Below are 18,679 nucleotides of genomic sequence, written 5' to 3'. Positions count from 1 at the left end.
TCCTGGAATTGCCGAGCAGTTGCGCCCAACGACGACCACAGTGCCAGGTATTGTGCCGACACAGGTTCTCGTTGGCAGCGGCGGAACGGGCAAGACCCAGCTTGCAGCGACCATTGCGTACCACACACTCAACGTGCCTGCTGATGCGCGCGATCTAATAGTGTGGGTAACCGCGGTATCACGTGATGCTATTCAATCCATGTATGCGGAAGCCGCTCGCAGGTTAGCCCTTCTGGGTGCGGATGGCACGGACGTCGTTCGCGACGCCGAAGTTCTTCTATCCTGGCTGACTACCAGCAGCCGGAGTTGGCTCGTCGTGCTCGACGACATCACCGATTTACACGATGTCGACGGGTTATGGCCGAGAGGGGCGTCGGCCCGCGGTCACGTGATCGCCACAACGCGCCGTAAGGATCCCACATTAACTGGCGGCGGTAGGAAGGTAATCGAAGTGCGTACTTTTACGCCGACAGAGTCGTCTTCGTACCTTACTACACGTTTGTCTCAAGCAGGCTTCGGGCACCTGCTGGACCAGTCGGTTCCCGAACTGGCGCATACACTGGGCTACCTTCCGCTCGCCCTCTCGCACGCCGCCGCCTACATGCTGCGAAAGCAACGCCTTACTTGTGCCGACTACCTCGCACGTTATCGCGAGCAATACTCATCCCTGAGGGACTTACTACCCGCATGGGCAGACACAGAAGCATACGGTCGACCAGTGACTGTGACGCTGACTCTTGGGCTGGCTGCTGCAGACTCTGCAACTCCGGTTGGCGGCGCTCGCGCAGTACTGAGGGCCGCTGCGCTGTTGGATCCTGCAGGACATCCGATGCGATTCTGGGAAACTCGTTCGATGGCTGGCTTTGTAAGTGAGCTCATTGAACGAAATGGCGCGAATGCTACTGTCACTTCTGAAGACTTGTGGGACCTGTGTTTGGAGCTAAATTCATACGGCCTGTTACAGGTCGACCCTTCAGTCGGAGACCGCGCAATAAGCATGCACGCAGTAACAGCTCGAGCGGTTCGAGAATCTATCGACTCGGACGAGTTTCCGATAGTCGTTGCCGCAGTTGCCGACGGGCTCGCAGAATTATGGCCTCAGCGCCACTATCTCGACCCGCACCTCATTTCAGTGCTACGCCCCAATGTGGACGCGCTTTGGTTGAACGCCACGGATCAGATCTGGAAACTTGGTCGCTATCGTCTACTGTTAGTTGCTGGCGATAGTCTTTTTGATGCAGGGTTGCAGACCGCTGCAGTTGGCTACTGGAAACGAATTTCGCACTCGGCGGCAGAATTTCTCGGTCCTCATCATCCTGACGTGTTCACGGCACGTGCCCAGGTCGGGCGTGCCCAAGGCCACGCCGGCGATCCGGCCGCAGCGGTTCAGACGTTGAGGGCAGTCGTCGCGCAGCAAGTTGAAGTGCTCGGCACCGAGCATCCAGATACGTTGGCGTCGTCGCAGGATTTGGCTCGTTGGAAGGGGCACGCCGGGGACCCGCGTGGAGCAGTCGCCGATACGAACGCGGTACTGGAAGTGCGGCGACGAGTCCTTGGCCCTCAGCACCCAGATACATTGGCGAGCCGAATGCTCTTGGCACGTTGGCGAGGCGAGACTGGAAACGCGACGCTCGCTGCAGAAGAATTGTCAGAACTGCTGCAAGAAATGCTCGCGGAGTTGGGATCGGATCATCCCGCCGTCCTCAAGACACGCAACAGCCTCGCCTATTGGCGAGGCGAAGCAGGTGATGCTGCAGGAGCTGCACAAGCGCTGGAAGGCTTGCTCGAGGACCACCTGCGAATACTTGGAACGGATCACCAAGAAAGCCTCAAAACTCGTAACAATATGGCCTACTGGCGCGGTGAGGCCGGGGATAGTGCAGGGGCTGTACTGATTCTTGAAAGGTTGCTCGGCGACAGGCTTAGGATCCTCGGCCCGGATCACCCGCAAACACTAGCGAGCCGTAGCAATTTAGCCTACTGGCGAGGCAAATCGGGAGAAGTACGAGCCGCTGCGTCTGAGTTCCGAGCGCTATTGGAGGATCGAATTAGGGTGCTCGGCCATGATCATATAGACACGCTTGATACTCGCGCGAACCTTGCGCGGTGGAGCGGCGAAGCTGACGGCTCGTCGCGAATCGCAGTGCTATTCGAGGAACTTTTGGCTGATCGCCTTCGCGTGCTTGGTCCGGATCACCCAGACACACTCACTACACGTCACGAAGTAGCGCGTTGGCGAGGCCACGGCGGAGATCCGGAAGCCGCAGTTCTTGGGCTCACTGAGGTCCTACCTGATCGAGTCCGTGTTCTTGGTTGGGATCATCCCGACACGCTCGCCACTCGTCATGAAATAGCTCGCTGGCAGGGTGAAGCTGGCAGGCATTCGATTGCGACTGTAGGTCTAACCGCTGTGCTCACAGACCGATTGAATATCCTGGGCCCGAAGCATCCGCACACCTTGGTCACGTTTGCTGAATTGGGTCGCTGGAGAGAGGCTGAAGGAGACCTTCAGGCGGCAGTTGATGCTTGGGAGACCGCCTATCATGGCCGCCTGCAGGTACTGGGGTCCGAGCATCCTGATACTTTGCTCGCCCAACGACAACTCCTGCGTCTCCGCAAGCTAAACGGTTCTCGAGACTTAGATTAGAGTCAACAATCGATTGAATAGTGTCGTACCGGAAAGCGCTAGAGCAATCGTCTCCTGCCGGGCCGATGCATGATGTGGCAGCATTGCAGCGAAATGCATGGCGGCCTGGTAAAGCGATCGAAGATACATGGGGTCGCCAAGGTAGCCAATGAACTGTTCAGCAATGCTGCTGTAAGTAGGCAATGTCGCCACCGTGAACTCGTATTCGCAACTCGTTACCTGTCGAAGCTGATATCGGCCAGTCATCACCATGCCATATGCGCCCTCTATCGACTGTATGAGTTTTCCGTAGTCGTACTCCATCGGCAGTAATGGCCCACCCCGCGGATCGACCACTTCTGTAGACGAGCCGTCCGGCAGGATGTTGCCAAAGTGCAGATCGCCGAAGATCACCCCGACCTTCCTGGGCCTCAAATGGGAGCGCAGCCTCTCCGACTCCTTGATCAATTGCCAGCATTCCTGCATGCCGGTCATGGGAACATCATTTATGGTCAGTACTGGGCTAGTCAGTAGATCGTGCAGATAGCCGTACTGAAGGCCTTGTTCGTATCGCTGGCTAAATCTTTGGGCAAGGAAGTTGTCAATGGCAAATGGGGGGGCGATATTTTGACTGCGTTGAAATAGTGCGCCCTCCATCCGGAGTGCTCGCCTCAGATGTTCTTGTAGGGCTGAGGCGGGTTGCCTCGCAATTGCCGCGTCGTCCAAGGTGGATGAGTCGCCAAAATAATGCAGCACAATAAAAGAGAAAGCTTTGCCCAAGCAGTCTGCGACGTACAGCCGCCTCGGGAAGCCAATCGCGCTGGCTTTTCTGTACCAGGCGATCTCGTTGCGCATTGTAACGGCGGAGCCAGATTCCATCTTCAGGACATAGGATTGGTTCTCGATTCTGAAATGCCAAAGGGCGGAAGGCGTGTTGTGTGAACGGACCGTTGAGACGGCGTAATCTTGCAGAAGCTCCGTCACGCCGGAATCGGCTATTGGTGATGACTGAAACGCCCGAACTCGCAGGCGGTCTACTACCTTGAAGAGTTCGTCGTTCAGAGCAGGATGGGCATCTAGCGTATCTTGTCCTTCAGTGCGACTACGCACTAACGACCCCTTTGATAAAATCGATTAGATCTATACTGGAACGTGCTTCCTGTAGTTGGTCGGCAAGAGTGGCGGCATTCAGTCGAAACTTCGGCTCATCAATGATCCGCTCTAGGTTGTAACTCAACTCGGCGACGGTTATGCCCGTTGACCAATGACCTGCAATTGGAATTGCCGAGTGGACAATTGGGTCCACACGCCAATCCAGTGGCTGGCGATAAGCTGGGTATAGTAAGCCAGCCCCGAACTGCTCCGCCTGTATGGCCCAAGCGGCCTCGGATGAAGTCCAAGGTAGGCACAACACCGGTACTGATCTTTCCAGCGCGTGCACAAGTGTCGTACCGCCTGCAGTGATCACAACATCGGCATTGTTAAGCAAGTGAAGGTACTCATCCGGTGAAACTAAGCCGCGATATGTATCACCTAGCGTAAACCAGTGACCGTAACGCGTCTTTTCGCCAATGACAACGAAGTTCATAGCAGAAGTTTGGGAAACGAGACTTGCGAGCGTTTCTGGATACGCAGACTCCGGCCGGTTGTTACCTTCCGCAAGATATGACACGACTAGTGGTCGACGCCGGCGAGTGTGAGTCTTTTTCACTGGTGCAGGTGATAATGGCCCGACGTGTAGATCTTCTTCTGCCCTGGCTTGTAAAGGGTCCAGTTCTCGACAGGTGGGGACTAGATTGGCCACCCCTTCAAACGTTTCGCGTTCGTCGACGTAAGGTTCTAAGCCGTGTTGCGCGCGTACCTCGTTAAAGCAGTCGAGACATTCCATTGTCGGTCGATCTATTAACTCGTTACGTTTCCAGTCACCCAATCTTCTCCCCGAGCGCAGGCCATGTGCCATGGCGAAAGAAACGACTGGCACCCCTACGGCATCGGCCGCGATTCTTATCGTGTCGTGATAGTCGTTCACGATGATGTCAGGGCAGTACTCCTGAATCGCTGCTATTGCAAGCTGGACGTTGACTGCCACAAACTTGGAGTCGAATCCAAGGGCAAGCCTGCGCTGTGCGTGCCGGAAAGCATGTGAGTAAATAGGCATTGGTATGGCTCTGGAACGACGTCGCGGTGGCCGGTTCGGTAATTCGTAAACCTGTGCGGCGGGCGCAAGCTGGCGAACCAACGCGGTCTTGTTCTTGCTCGCAACGAGCATGCACGAGTGGCCGCGTCGGTCAAGTAGTGTTGCAAGATAGGAGACTCTGGCAAGATGACCTGAGCCGCCGTCCCAGAACGCTAGAAGTACCCGCATGATCGAACTCCTCATTTGCGCCGAAGATCAACGGTGTACTGTGCGGTCACAAAATGTGTCCGAGCGAGATTTCAATGGTTGCAGGCTGCTTGGCTAAGTTGGTGCCAGCGAAGATGGTGAGCGTCAGATGCAGTGCTGCTGGGCTGGTACTGGAATGATTGTCGAATGAGAGTCTGCTTCGTGGGTTCACAGTAGATCCCCCCAGCCGCGTTCAAAGATGGTGGCAACGAGTCTTTTCATATCACACGCGTGTGCTCGGTTTGTTATGACGAGAACGTCTCCGGTGTTGACGATTATTAGGTCATCAATTCCGAGGATGGCGTAGCGAGTGCTCGGGGCGTCGCTGTGAGCGAATACAGCCGGGGCCGTGCCATCAACTGTGACTACATTTTCTGGTGCGAATAGCGCTGGGGCTCTAGTCGCCAAGGCGTCCCACGTGCCCATGTCAGCCCAGTCGAATGATGCGGGCACGACCTGAACGACGCCCGCGGCAGCCGCAGGCTCGAGCACGACGTGGTCGATGGCAACAGCCTGTATGCGCGACCATGATTCGGCCTCCGGTTGGCCATATTGGTCCAGTGCTGCCTCCACCGCGGCTATCACGGACGGAGCAAACGCGCGCACGTGCTGGAGGAAAGCCTCAGAACGACAGGCCATGATCGCCGAGTTCCAGAAGTGCTCGCCGGTTCGCAGATAGTGCTCCGCCGTAGCGCGGTCGGGCTTCTCCTTGAACAATCGTGCGCGATGAGGCGTCGATGGCGATGATGGGTCCGGCGCATGGATATAGCCGAGGGTTGTGTCAGGTGAGCGCGGACGTACGCCGACGCAAATCAGGTCGCCACTCTGTGCATCGATAACTGCCTGCGTTAGGGTATCGACCCACTGGCTCGATTCACCTGAGATAAGGTGGTCGAAGGGGGTGCTTACGATGAGTGCGTCCGGATGCTCCTGATGGATAAGCATCGCGGCCAGGCACAACGCCGGCGCCGTGTCTTTGTATATCGGCTCGACGATAATCGAGGTGATGCCGAAGGCTGCTCCGATCGTTGTTATCGATTCCTGGTGGTCGGCCCCGGTTACGAGGTGCACCCGGTCGGACGTCGTGATCATTAGGGCCCGTCGCAATGTCGCTTCAATGAGTGTTTCGCCGCTGCCGAGATCGAGTAGGGATTTCGGATGGTCATGCCTGCATAGCGGCCATAATCTGCTGCCGTGCCCGCCAGCGAGTATGATGACGTGCACTTCAGCAATATTCATGAAGACTTCTCCAGGCTCGTCGGACGACGGTTTCTATTTCGGCAAACGCCTGCACGTATTTTGGAGCGGCGCGAACGTGAGTGCAGGCAGATCTGACCACGGCAAATATTCAAGGTTTCCGCGTTACATGCGTCGCTAATAGCAACTGCACTTTGTCTCAGCGTGCCCGGCTGACTGGGAAGATCATCATGATCCGGGACGAGTCTCACGGCACCTATTGTGCAGTACCGCTGTCTAAAGTACGCCAGCGTCGAGGGTGACGTGCTGTGCTCCGTATGGGTGACGTGGGTCAGTGTGGCTGCGCTACTGACGTGTTGCGCCGCGGATTGTTCAGGTGTCTCGCAGGTCATGTGTCTGCAACCATGGGTGCTTGCATATCGAGCGGTGCATCATTATGCAGCCCAGGTCCATCCATGCTAGTGGTACGCATCTTTCCGGCAGGGCTGGGCATGCAGCCACTCCGGATATGCAGCCGCACGCCAGCTGGCTTCGTGGCTAAATCCATCCATGCCTTACGGAATCGTGATCTCGCCGTAGAGCGCAACCTTCTTTATTTGACGACGTGCAACAAATTGGCGACTCAGAACACTAGATGGGATCCCGGCAAGGTTCAGTCGATCAGGACAGCAGCTGAGGCGAAGGTCTGGACGTCGACGAGCAGATCCGTCATGACCTACGCCGCGGGTTCGGCGGAAACACCATGCGGCATGACGGAACTTGACCAGTTCCGCGAACGCGGCGACGACGTCATTGAAGCTCCGGTCGTCAGGAAAGGGCAGCGCGCGGAGATTCTGACCGACGCGGTCCACAGACCGAACAAGGGGATAGTCGCTCCCGCTATCCACACGGCGATCATCGGCGTTGGGAGGCGCGGCCGCTACCCGGTTTCGCCGAGACCTCCGCACCTTCCGACACATCGCACCGAGCGTCTATCTGGTGTTCGAGTACGGCCGCTACGTCGCACGCTCCACTGACGCCCTGCCCGACAAGTGGTTCATGGCCTCCGGCGCTCACCTACACACAAGCGATTCCTGCAGGCACGAGCTGATCGGGTCACAGCCTGCCCGTCCCGCTGCACGACCGCACCGAGCCCGAGCCGGACCAGCACGTCTAGGCACGGATCACTTCCGAACCGCCAAACCGACCCCATCAAGGAGTCTGACCATGCCTTCACGCGATGAACTGCAAGCCAGGCTGTACCTGCTGCGCGCAGCCGAACCACCAGCACCCGCCATCCATCAGTACGTCGCCGTCCACGGGCCGATCGACGCCGTCGAGCGGATCCGGCACGGCACCGCCCCCGCCGCCGTCGTCAGCGAGATCACCCGACCCGAAGCCCGGATCGCCGAGGACCTGCAGGCCCTCGGCGATGGCACGGCGCGCTTGCTCACGCCCGAAGACGACGAGTGGCCGTTCGGCCGACTGACCAGCCTGGCGGCCGGCCACGGCGCTCCGCTCGCGCTGTGGGTGCGCGGCAGCGGCTCGTTGGCCAGGCTCACCGGCTCCGCGGTCACGGTCACGGGCGCCCGCGCGTCTTCGGCGTATGGCAACACGGTGGCCGGGGACATCAGCTACGAGCTCGCTCACGCGGAGGTGACCGTCGTCAGCGGGGGAGGTCTCGGGGTGGACGAAGCTGCGCACCGCGGCGCGTTGGCAGCCAAGGGCAGGACGATCGTCGTGCTCGCCAACGGAATCGACCGGATCCACCCGCACCAGCACGCACGGCTCTATCAAACGGTGATCGACCAGGGCGGCCTGCTCGTCAGCGAGTACCCGATCGGCACACCAACGTCCCGTCTCCGGTTCCACGCCCGATGCCGGCTATTGGCTGCGCTCAGCGCGGCGACCCTGATCGTCGAGGCCGGGCAGCGCAGCGGCGCACTCACTGTCGCCCGAACTTCCAACGAGCTCGGCCGTCGGGTCTACGGCGTGCCCGGACCGATCCACTCCGTCACGTCGAAAGGAGTCAACGAGCTGCTACGCACCGGCGCCGCCACGGTAGCCCGTTCGGTCGAGCACATCGCCTATCGGGAGGGATTGCGATGAACAGCCCAGACCGCTACCAGGCTGGCCTGGCCGATCTACAGCTCCCTTACGAGTGGGGGTCTGCTGCACCGTTAGGTGACATCTGAGTTGGCTTGCCCAGATGGTGAGCTGGGAGGGTGCCGTGCTATCCGACTTGTGGTTTGCTGACCGTGGCGGTAAACCGCTGAAGCCCAATGGCATCAAGATCTCGTTGTTGATCGATATGCCACCCTCTTGATGTGGGTGTGCTGGAGGGTCCGAGCCACCGGCCGAAGCCTGTAGTCGTAACGCGCGAGCTGGCGAAGATGACGATCTTCGGCCCGCGTGGATCCTTGGCGGGGGCCGCACCAGCAGGTTGACGAGTGCGTCGCGTTTGGTGTCGTGTGTGATCGCGTCGCGAGCGAGGTGGCGGAGGTGGCCCAGTCCTCCTGACGGGGTTCACCGGACAGCCACGCCGTTGCCTGTCGCGAACCGCGGTCGTGATCGGCGTCGCCTGGAGTCACCCTTTGAGTGACTACGACAGGCAATGCGCTGTCAATGATTCAACGGTTCAGTGGGCGCCGTCTTGGATGAAGGTACGTGGTTCCTGGAGAACCGCGCGCATGCTCGAAAAGTCGGCGAGCCGCTCGGCCACTGTGGCACGCGCGAGGTCGTCAGGGAGCGCGGATGCGAACTTCAGCCCCTCAACAGCACTCTCGCTTACCTCCGGCAGCTCTTCTCGCAGCGGGCCTGTAAGCGCGTTCTTGACGTCGCTGAAGCTCATACCGGAGAAAAGACGGACCGCGTTGTCTCCGACACGCTGTCGCCGATCGACGAGACCTGGAACTGACGCATGCAGTGTCCGGTTGGCGGCTGAGCCCGCCCACGTCCACCAGTGCAGGTCACCGTTGGGGGACCGTGAGATGACTGTTCCGTCGGCAACGACATGACTGCTGTGCAGTTCCCGCAGTTCACTGAGCGCCCTCACTGCTCGACGGGTCAGCACGACACCATCAGGAGACGTCCCGAGCAGCACCGTCCTCATACCGCGCGTGATTTCGAACGAGAGACCACGGCCGCCTCCGCCCCAACGGGCTCGGCCAGGCAGGTCGCTCGGCTCGACGAAGCAGCGCCTGCGCTTCCAGTCGACATGGTTGACCTTCCAGGCGCGGCCGGCCAGTAGGAGTACCCGTGGCCCCACCACCTCGACCAGAAGTGCGTCGTCACCGACTTGCCCGATCTCCTCCCTGCCGAACAGAACCAGAAACTCAGGCGCCGCGGTGAACACCGCGGTGAGATCGGAGAAGTACCTGCGGCCGAATCTCCGTTCGGCTTCCGGGCCGATGAAGGCGAGGTCACCGTCGCGGTCCAGGAACCCATTGGTCAGCAGGTGCTCCATGATCTCCGTCGAATCTGGCCCGAACAACGGAAGGCCGCCCCAGCTCTCCCGCCACGTTCTCACTCCGACGGTCTTCTGTTGCAACGCCAGCGCGAGAATCTGCTGAGCGACGATGTGCCTGGGCGCGGCAGGTGCCGTGATCGGTTCGACCCATCCTTGAGCCCATCTGGTGAGCAGGCCGGCCGCGTGCAGGACGGCTTCTTGTTTCAGACACAGGAACAGGCAGTTGCGGTTGCTGCCGGCTCTTCGACCGGTCCGACCGATCCGCTGCAGGAAGGACGCAACGGTCTGAGGAGCGTCGATCTGGATGACTCGGTCGAGGTCGCCGACGTCGATGCCGAGCTCGAGCGTTGAGGTGGCGACGATCACGCAGTCCCGTGCCTCGCTGAAGGCCTCCTCGGAACGTTTTCGTTCGGCAGCCGAAAGCGACGAGTGCGAGAGGAACGTGGTTACGTCGTTCGCACGCAACGCGGCGCCGAGTTCCTCAGCTCGGCGGCGGCTGTCGACGAAGACCAGTCGTTTCTCGCCGCGATGCAGCGTTGTGATGACTTTCGCCGCGTTGTCGATGGTGCCCACATGATCGAGGCTGATGTCAGCGGTCACCGCGCCGGTTGCCTGAGGAGCCACGACCCGGCGAGGCCGACCGCTGCTGCTTCCCTGCAGCCAAGCCAGGAGCTCGTCGGGGTTACCTACAGTCGCAGAGAGACCGATGCGCTGCAGCTCTCGCCCAGCGACCTGTGACAGCCGTTCCAGCACGGCCAGCAGGTGCCACCCGCGGTCGTCACCGGCGAAGGCGTGCACCTCGTCCACCACCACTGTGCGGATGTCTTGGAAAGTGTTCCTCGTATCGATGTTGGCTGATACGAGCATGGCTTCGAGTGATTCCGGTGTGGTGAGCAGAATGTCGGGTCGTTCCCGAAGGATCCGGCGGCGCTGGGCTTGTCCCACGTCGCCGTGCCACACGTCGGCGCTTCTGCCCAACCATGCCGCGTAGGAGTTCAGTCGCGGCGTGAGGTTGTTGAGCAGTGCGCGCAATGGGCACACGTACAACACCGAGATTCCGGTCCAGCCCTCCGCGGCCATTCTGGACAGAACAGGAAAGGCTGCCGCCTCTGTTTTGCCACCGGCGGTCGGAGCCAGCAGCAGACAGTCGACCCCGGCGAGCACCGGCTCGACGGCTGCGCCTTGCAGTGGCCGCAGACCGGGCCACTGCAAGGTGTTCACCACGTGATGCTGCACAGCGGGATGAAGTGCGGCCAGCCCGATGTCAGACATCGAGATCGATGTCATCCGGGCTGACCGCGGCCGCCTCACGTTCAGCGTTGGTGAGCTCGCCGCGGTCGATGGTCAACGCGTAGTCCTTGAGCGGGTTGAAATCCTGGTACTGCTCAACGGTGTCCAGCACGTTCAGGACGAGTTTGCGCAGGAAGAGCCGCGGCGCGACACCGACCTTGCCTCCCAGCCCGCCTGCCACGGCGGCCGCGAAGATCTTGAGGTACTCGTCGTCGACCAGGGTTCTCACTCGATGCGCCGCGGGAGAGCCTGATGCGTACAGGTCCCGCACCCGGCCACCGAGTTCGACGAGCCGGTCGATGGTGAACCCGGTCAGCCGGATCTGGGGCGCGCGAGGATTGTCGAACCGGGTGTTCGCCGTGAAATCGGTGTGCAGCCGTCCCGCGAGTGGAGGCAGCAGCTGAACGCCCTGGCGTCCGTCGAAGAACGCGGGCGTGCCGGTGACAAGTAGGTACAGGCCTGGGAATCTGCCTTTGTCCACCTCGTCGATGAGCTGCCGCAGCGCGTTGAGCGCTTTGGCCCTGGCGTCGCTGCGTACCCGCTGAAGGGTCTCCACCTCGTCGAGCACCAGGAGAAGCCCCGGATGCCCGGCGTCCCTGAGCACGGTCAGCAGGCCTTGCAGGAACCCCAACGCTTGGAAGTGGTCGATGTCGCCTTTCACACCGGCGGCACGCTTGGCTCCCGCTGCTACGTGCGGCTGGCCCGCCAGCCATGCGGCCAGACCATCGGCTGTTTCCTGGTCACCGTCTGCCACCGCCTTGCGATAGCCGCGCAGCCCGGCCGAGTAGCCAGGTGTCGTACGGGCGATCTCTCCGAGGCGAAGTTCGAGCAACGCGTCCACCGCGCCGCCAAGCTTTCCAGCGTCGGCGCCGTCCACTTCACCTTCGGCGAGAACGTCCTCCTCCAGCGCGAACATCCAGCTGTCGAGCACTGCGCGGAAAGCACTGGGCGGACTCACTGCTGTCGTCAGGTTCTCGCAGAGCCGTCGATACACCGTTTCCAAGCGGTGCAGGGGCGTCTCGGTCTCCGAGATCTGTACCTCGCTCACCGCCATGCCAGCAGCCTTGGCGCGCTCGGCGAGCCACCTTGCGAGGAAAGTCTTGCCTGCGCCGTATTCCCCGCGGACAGCCTTGAACTCCGCGCCGCCGGACGAACACGATGACAGCTCTTCGTCGAACGTAGGGGCGATTCGTTCGAGGCCGACCGCGAACAGGTCGAGCCCGGTCTCTGGAACCGTGCCACGGCGCAGAGCCGCCAGCACTGCACGCCGGCGCGCTGGGCTGATCACTCCCATCAGCCCTCCTTCGGGAACTGCTCGTTGAGCAACTTCTCGTTGATCAGAACCGTGCGCCCGTTGTCGATCAGGTCGACGACCGGGAACTGGTCGATGTTCAGTACGCGTCCCAGCGCGGCCACCAGACCCCTGGGGTTGCGGCCAGGAGTTCCCGCGGCGTGCAGTACGTCCGCGACAGGTAGCCGACCGCCTGCGACCAGTACCGCGTCCACGACGCTGGCGAACACCTCAGGTTTGAGCACCCGGTTCGCAGGCTGTCCTTTGTGTGTGTTGACGAACGTCTCCGAGGCGACGAGCTGAGCGCCACGCGAGAGCAGCGGCCCGTCGGCCGCGAACAGGTCCGGCTGATCGACAGAGGGTTTCCGTGCGCCACGTTTGCTCGGCTTGGCTACAACGGGACGCTTTACCGGTGCGGCTGTCCGTCCTGTCCACCAATCCGGTGCGCCGAGCGAGTTGACGGCCCAGCCGTCCAGCTCATCCGTACCGGGTGGGAGCAGGACGGCGAGTGGGATGGCAACCTCCGCGAGGGCTGCACCACCGTGATAGCCGTGAGTCCGCGGGCCGTAACGAACGGTCTCGCTCGTTGCGAGCACCGCTGATCCACCGGGGACCAGCACTCGGCGTCCCGACAACAGGACTTCGTCCGAGCCGATGTCTCCGCCGGGCAGACGCCACCGCGCACCGCCTGTGCTGTCTGGCCGGTGGGTCGATCCGTGCTCGAGCACGTGGCCGTGATCGCTGGTCATGACCACGACCCAGCCGTTTTCGGCGGCCCGGCCGAGAAGTTGAGGAAGACCGGCGACGTGCTCGTACTGCCACGCCGGCTCATCAGCCTGCCTGCCTCGGCTCAACGCGTCGTCCACCGTGTTGAGTACGACGGTCATGACCTGAGGTTCCTTGCGCGGGACGAACTCCGCGTCGATCTCCGCTCCGAGGTCACGCCCGTCGGAGCCGCCGAGCCCCGCCTTGTGCACCAGAACGGCGCGGGTCCGAGGTGGCCAGAACGTGTGTTTCGGGAACGCCCGTTGCTCGTCGTCCTGCGTCCCACTCACCAACGAGGCTGTCAGCAGAGATGTTCTGCTGTAGGCGGTCTCGGTCGGAAACGCGGCCAGGACCGCTTCACGGCCTCCGTCCGCCGACCGCACGACCTCGGTCCAGCCGAGCCGCCGGTTGTCCGCGATCGAGTTCACGATCTCGGTGGCCGCGGCACCGGACATGCCGTCGATCACGATCAGCAGAACCTTGTGGTTGCGCACGAGCGGCGCGACGATCTTGGGCAGGAAGTCCTCGACCGCACAAACGTCGTCCGGGACGGTTTGTGCGACTTCGGGAAGTCCTCGCACAAACTGCTGATCGAGCGTGGCACGGCGTGCCCCTGCCTTCTTCGAGATCGCGCCGAGTGCCTGTGCCACCACGGAATTGGACGATCCCCGGCGCACCTGTCCGAGCTCAGCGTCCACCCAGGAGAGTTCCCGGGCGTGTGCGCGCAACGCGGCAGCGGGGCTGAGCGATTCCGGGGATGGCGTCGACAGCCAGCGACGCAGTCGCACAGCGGCTCGTAGCCGCCGGACGTGAGCTACCTCGCCGGCTGCCAGGTGATGATCGTCCACAACGGACAGGGCGGATTCGTCGAGGCTCGCCGCGGCGAACTCCAGCCGTGCGGTGAACCCGCTTGGCAGAACACGGCTCTGATGGGCTTGGGCGACACCGTTGAGCTGAGCCAGCAGTGTGTCCGCGTACCTGATCTGCTGCCACAGGTGATCTGTGCCGGCGTGGGTGACGAGCTCCACGGCCTGCGCCGCCGCTGCTGCGAGATCGTTCCTGCTGGGCTCCTCCGAACCGAAGCGGGTATGAACGAAAGCACCGAACGCGTGCCTGGCCTTCGGATCGTCCTCCGGACTGCGTGCCACCACATCGGCGACAAGGAGCTCCGCGATGAGGTCATCACGCGTGATCGCGAGCCGCAGTACCACCTCCGCCGCGCGACCTAGGCGCTCGACGAGGTGCTCGGTGAGACCGGCCCGTTCTTCGTCGCCCAGGCCTCGCCACCGTGTCCGGGTCGGCACGTCGTCCAAGGCGGTGATCAGGCCACCGAGGTCCAGCGTTGTCGGATCGACGGCCAGCCGGTTCCGCATGACATGGCCCAGCGCGACATCACGACCGAACGTGAGGCCGACCATGCTGGGCAGCTGGCCGGAACGAGCGAGGTCGACCAGTGCGTCGACGAGCCACGCGTTGTCGCCGCCACGCAGTTGCGGGTCGAGTTGCCTTGCCCGCAACAGGTCCTGGAGCAAGGTGTACTTGCTGACGTCGTAGAGCCGCTCCCGGTGCATCCGTGCCATCACGTCGTCGCCCAGCTCACCCGCATCGCGGTCGGTCAGCACGACAAGGACGGTGTAGGTGTCGGAAGGTGGCGGTGCCTCCGCCAGCGCGTCGAGAACAGAGAGAACCGACGGGCAGGCGACGAAGCGAACTGGATGGCTGTGCAGGACGTCGTCGGCCGGTCCGGTCCACACCGGCTCGCCACGGGTGCGGATGCCGATCACCACGCGACGGCCGACCGCGCTGCGGCTCGGCTCGCTGTCGATGGTCCTGATCAAGTCCCCGACTCGGCTGGTGACCGCGTTCCCGATAGCCGAGCCGAGCTCAGCCGCGGTCATCGGACGCCTCCACAACGCGGAACTGGACCTCGATGGTCGCATCGGGGTTCTTCTCACCGAACGCCCGCAGCTCCGAGAGAACATCGTTCAGGCGGCCCTTGGCCTGACCGGTGCTACGCGACCGCGCCGTGGGTGCCGTACCAGTCGCTGGAGGCGCGGGTGGTGTCGGCGCCGACGCCGGTCGGACCTGCTCGATGAGGCGCCGCTTCGCCGTGTCCAAGGCCTTGCGCATGCTCGATACGTGTTCGTTCGAGTTCGCGCTCTCCTGCAGGGCTTCCCTGATCGGCTCGGCGGCGGGGTTGTCGAGCCAGTCGAAGATCGCCCAGTCGGCGCCGCGCAGCGCACTCGTCACCTCACGAGCGGTTTCGAGAGACTTGCTGAGGACGACGGGCTCCACGCCACCAAGATCGGCCCTCGCGAGGGTGGCCACCAGAGCTGTGGGGTCGTTCACCGTGTGCAGTTCGATCAGCAGGTTGCTCGCGGCGACCGCGACCGGGTGGCGTCCGTTCGGCTTGTCGTGATCAAGCCCGAGGCGGGGGGAGTACTGGTCGAGCACCTCCACCAGTTCCACCGCGGGCAGCCGGAGCTCTTCGACCTTGCCGGTCAGAGCTCGGGCGAACCGCGCGACGGCACGTGGTGAGATCACGCTCGTCCGCAAATCCTTGCCCGTCAACGCGGCGGCTCGTTTGCAGGCAATGTCCCAGTCGTCAGCCGAAGGCAGCGCCTGCCGGTAGAGCACCATGTCGTCAGTGACGATGTCCGGCGTGTCGGGCGGATCGATCCGGCGTTCGGCGCGCATCCAAGCGCGGTGGGTGAGTTCCGCGAACGTCGCGATGATCAGGTTCTCGACGCGGCGTTCCATACCGAGATCACGCAGCCAGGCACGAACCGTTCGCACCGGCAGGGCCGTGTCCGCGAGGTCAGCCTGTGCCGCCTTGCGGTCCAGCTCGTTCGGCCAATGCCTGCTCAGCACGAACGGGCCGTTGTGCTCCTCACCAAGCCGAAGAGGGTGCGCGATGCGGCGCAACGCCTCACGGTCGGGCTTGTCCACCTCGGTCCGGCCTTCGGGGTCTTCCGCTGCCGCACGGACGTGCCGCAGCGTGGTGCGCAGGTCGGCATCGCGGACCACGTCACCCTTTCGCTGCGGGTCGAAGTCAGGGTGATCCGGGTAGGTCGCCGCGTACAGTTGGTCCACCAGCGACCGCAGCGCGTCGGCGAACGGCCTGCCCGCGTCGAGCCTCGGGTTGACCGTCGCATCCAGACTGGCGAGGTGATCGTGCCAGTCCTGGACGATCTCTTCCTTCGGTCGTGCGACTAGGCCGTACGCATTCTTCAACGCTTCCCGCAGCTCGCTGCGCAACGATCCTTGCAGGTTGCGCAGCAGGTCGCGAGCTCGCTGCCGGTCCTCCGCGCCGATGTTGAGAGTGTTCTTCTCCAGATGGTTGCGGTCCTGCAGCAGATAGTCGACGCGGATCAGCCGGCTCAGTTTGTCGAGCACGTCCGCGGTGAAGAAGCCCGGCAGCCAGGCGATCGCAGACCGGTTACCCAGACGCTCCCGCAGCTTGAGCACCCGCGTCCGGTCGTCGGCCGCGGAGTGCGTCTCCGTGTCGAAAGGGAAGTCGAGCAACAGCCGCCAGCGGTCCTCCTGCGACGGCTCGAAGACGTCGTCACGCAGGTCCTGCTGGTCGCGCACGTTGCCGTACACCAGTTCCAGCATCCGCCGGCTGCCCCGCCAGGCAACCGGGTGCTCGACCGGCATCGTGCCGGTGTCCTTGACCCCGAGCTCGTCGAACAGCAGCTCCCGCACCAGCTTGCGTCGCGATGCCTGATTGTCCAATGTGGTCACGCGTTCGAGGATCGCGTTGACGTTGACGCCGACGAGGTTCAACCGGACGGTCGGGTCGTTGCCCTCACCGACCTGCAGCTCGGCCACCCGGCTCGCCCAGCTGCGCAGCCTGCGCACCACCTCGCCGACCTCCTGGCCGGGGATCGGTGTGGTGATGGTGCCGTGGTTGAGCGCGGCGAGCCTGCGCGCGGTCAGGTCACGCAACGCCTCGACGTCCGGCGCGAGCGCGGCCAGCAGCAACGTCTTGATCAACCTGTCGTCGCTGCGGAACGCCTGCAGCAGGCCCGGTTGCGTCTCCGCGTGGCCGGCGACCTGGTCTTCGCGCAGGTCCCGGTCACGCAGCAACATGGGCCGCAGAGTCCGCTGGTAGAGAGTGCGGGCCTCATCGAACTCGTGCTTGAGCTTCTCGGTGAACGGCTGGTCCGCCCCGTCCGCCACCGCGTCGAAGAGATCACCCAGCGGGACGAGCTGACCCAGTTTGAACTCGTCGCGCCGGTTCACCAGGATCTGCCGCATCAGCAACAGGGCCGTGCGTTCACGCTGGAGCGCGGAAGACACGTGCACCAGGGTGTCCATGAACGCGGGACTGAATGGATACGTCCGCGCGAATGCGTCGCCATCGCCCGTGCCGAGCAGCACGTCCCGGACCCAGCCGGGCAGAGCATTGGTGCGCTGGAACGCCTGGTTCAGCACTTCTGCCTTACCTGGCAACGGTTTGAGGACGCGTTCCTGGGCGATCAACGGCAGGTTTCGGTCCTCGAGAGTGATGCGCTCGATGCGGCCGTCCCAGTGGTTCAGCCGGTCGTGGAACGACTGCAGCTCGGCACCGGTGCGTTCCGCACCGATGCCCAGTTCCCGGAGGTCGCGCTGGCGAGCGATGAAACTGATGATCGGCGCGGGACGGTTGGCATCGCCCGCTTCGACGAGCTTCGCGACCTTCTCCGTCTCGCGACTGATGAACGCCTGGTCGCCGATCTTTCCGGCGAGCCAGAGCACGAGCTCGTCCAGGAACAGCACGATGCCGTCGTAGCCGAGTCCCTTGGCGTGCTTGCTGATCGCGGACAGTCCCTGGTCCAGCGGGATGAAAGCGTTCGCCGCACCACGGACCGAGTCGACGTAGCTCGGGAAGTACGACTCGATGACCTTCGCGATGAGCTCGTTGGACGCGTCGCTGTCGATCGGCGCGTCGAAGCCCTTGTCGAGCTTCTCGACCGTCATCGCCTGACCGAGGTCACCCCATGTCGCGTCGGCCTGCTTCGACAGGCCGGCGAGAAACTGCTCGTCGCCGAGCTTCTCGCGTAGTCCCCGCGCGTCGTCGAGGAGTCCTTGCGCGCGGTAGACCTGCGGAATCGTCTTGCCAGGGTGGTGCTGCCGCACGTGGTGCACGTAGCCGCCGAGGATCGCCGCCTCGAGGCTCTCCGACCCGGTGAGGTGATAGGGGATCAGCAGGAAGCGCCTGGTGCCGAGCCAGCTGTGCCGAACGGCCACATCACCGAAGTCGCGCCGGTCCAATGTCGCCTGGTGACCGTCGAGCATGGCGTGCAGCACGGCCATGAAGTGGCTCTTACCCGAACCGAACGAGCCGTGCAGGTACGCGGCCTTCGAGCTGTCCTCCTCCAGTGAGGAGTTGATCAGGTCCAGCGCCTCGCCGAAGGCGACACGAAGCTGGGGCGTGACCACGTAGCTGCGTAGGGCCTCGTCACGCTTGGAGTCGACGCCCTCGGTGAGTTTGAGGACGAAATCACCCCGGTGGACGCTGAGCGGGATGTCGATCAGTTCCCTGAGCAGCGGCGCTGTGCTCGGCCCGGCCATGGTCACGCTGTGAACCCCCTGGTTCGCGGTCTGTCGACACCCACCGTAGTGGGCTGAGCGGATTCGATCAGGACTACCTCGGCCGTTTGTCGGGGTCGTGGCGCCCGGTGTTTCATCCACCAC

Annotated in this window: 9 protein-coding genes; 2 read left to right on the top strand and 7 right to left on the bottom strand. The window is 62.8% G+C overall.

Going from position 1 to position 18,679, the window contains the following annotated elements:
* The first annotated feature begins 52 nt into the window (after nt 1-52).
* Entirely contained in the window at nt 53-2,647 is a 2,595-nt protein-coding gene (locus ACIRG5_RS47560; RefSeq protein WP_402918134.1) for a tetratricopeptide repeat protein, read from the top strand.
* Here the strand turns inward: ACIRG5_RS47560 and ACIRG5_RS47555 are convergent.
* From ACIRG5_RS47555 to ACIRG5_RS47545, 3 genes are all read right to left on the bottom strand, one after another.
* A complete protein-coding gene (locus tag ACIRG5_RS47555; protein WP_402918132.1) occupies nt 2,639-3,610 on the bottom strand; it encodes a phosphotransferase in 972 nt (323 codons plus the stop codon). The two genes, ACIRG5_RS47560 and ACIRG5_RS47555, sit on opposite strands and share 9 nt — an antisense overlap.
* Before the next feature lie 118 nt (nt 3,611-3,728).
* Nucleotides 3,729-4,895 carry a hypothetical protein gene (locus tag ACIRG5_RS47550; protein ID WP_402918129.1) on the bottom strand — a complete coding sequence of 389 codons (1,167 nt, stop codon included), beginning with the start codon at nt 4,893-4,895 and terminating at the stop codon, nt 3,729-3,731.
* A 282-nt stretch (nt 4,896-5,177) separates the two neighbouring features.
* Nucleotides 5,178-6,248 carry a sugar phosphate nucleotidyltransferase gene (locus ACIRG5_RS47545; protein ID WP_402918128.1) on the bottom strand — a complete coding sequence of 357 codons (1,071 nt, stop codon included), beginning with the start codon at nt 6,246-6,248 and terminating at the stop codon, nt 5,178-5,180.
* Nucleotides 6,249-7,412: 1,164 nt separating this feature from the next.
* Between ACIRG5_RS47545 and dprA the strand changes: the two genes are divergently transcribed.
* A complete protein-coding gene (gene dprA, locus ACIRG5_RS47540; protein WP_402918125.1) occupies nt 7,413-8,294 on the top strand; it encodes a DNA-processing protein DprA in 882 nt (293 codons plus the stop codon).
* 529 nt (nt 8,295-8,823) lie between these two features.
* Here the strand turns inward: dprA and ACIRG5_RS47535 are convergent.
* From ACIRG5_RS47535 to ACIRG5_RS47520, 4 genes are read right to left on the bottom strand one after another with little or no spacing between them, the layout of a single operon-like run.
* Complete coding sequence (locus tag ACIRG5_RS47535; protein ID WP_402918122.1) at nt 8,824-10,926, bottom strand: DEAD/DEAH box helicase; 2,103 nt, start codon at nt 10,924-10,926, stop codon at nt 8,824-8,826.
* Nucleotides 10,919-12,238: a BREX system ATP-binding protein BrxD gene (brxD, locus tag ACIRG5_RS47530; RefSeq protein ID WP_402918120.1), complete on the bottom strand. Its 1,320-nt coding sequence runs from the start codon at nt 12,236-12,238 to the stop codon at nt 10,919-10,921. Before brxD ends, ACIRG5_RS47535 begins: the two co-directional genes overlap by 8 nt.
* Nucleotides 12,238-14,898, bottom strand: a complete 2,661-nt coding sequence (gene pglZ, locus ACIRG5_RS47525; protein WP_402918117.1) for a BREX-2 system phosphatase PglZ — start codon at nt 14,896-14,898, stop codon at nt 12,238-12,240. Before pglZ ends, brxD begins: the two co-directional genes overlap by 1 nt.
* Nucleotides 14,885-18,562: a hypothetical protein gene (locus ACIRG5_RS47520; protein ID WP_402918114.1), complete on the bottom strand. Its 3,678-nt coding sequence runs from the start codon at nt 18,560-18,562 to the stop codon at nt 14,885-14,887. Before ACIRG5_RS47520 ends, pglZ begins: the two co-directional genes overlap by 14 nt.
* Nucleotides 18,563-18,679: the final 117 nt, after the last annotated feature.

The sequence above is a fragment of the Lentzea sp. NPDC102401 genome (genome assembly GCF_044765805.1).
Classification (GTDB): Bacteria; Actinomycetota; Actinomycetes; order Mycobacteriales; family Pseudonocardiaceae; genus Lentzea; species Lentzea sokolovensis.
The sequence above is the reverse complement of the archived record's forward strand: the minus strand, read 5'-3'. Positions and strand labels throughout refer to the sequence as shown.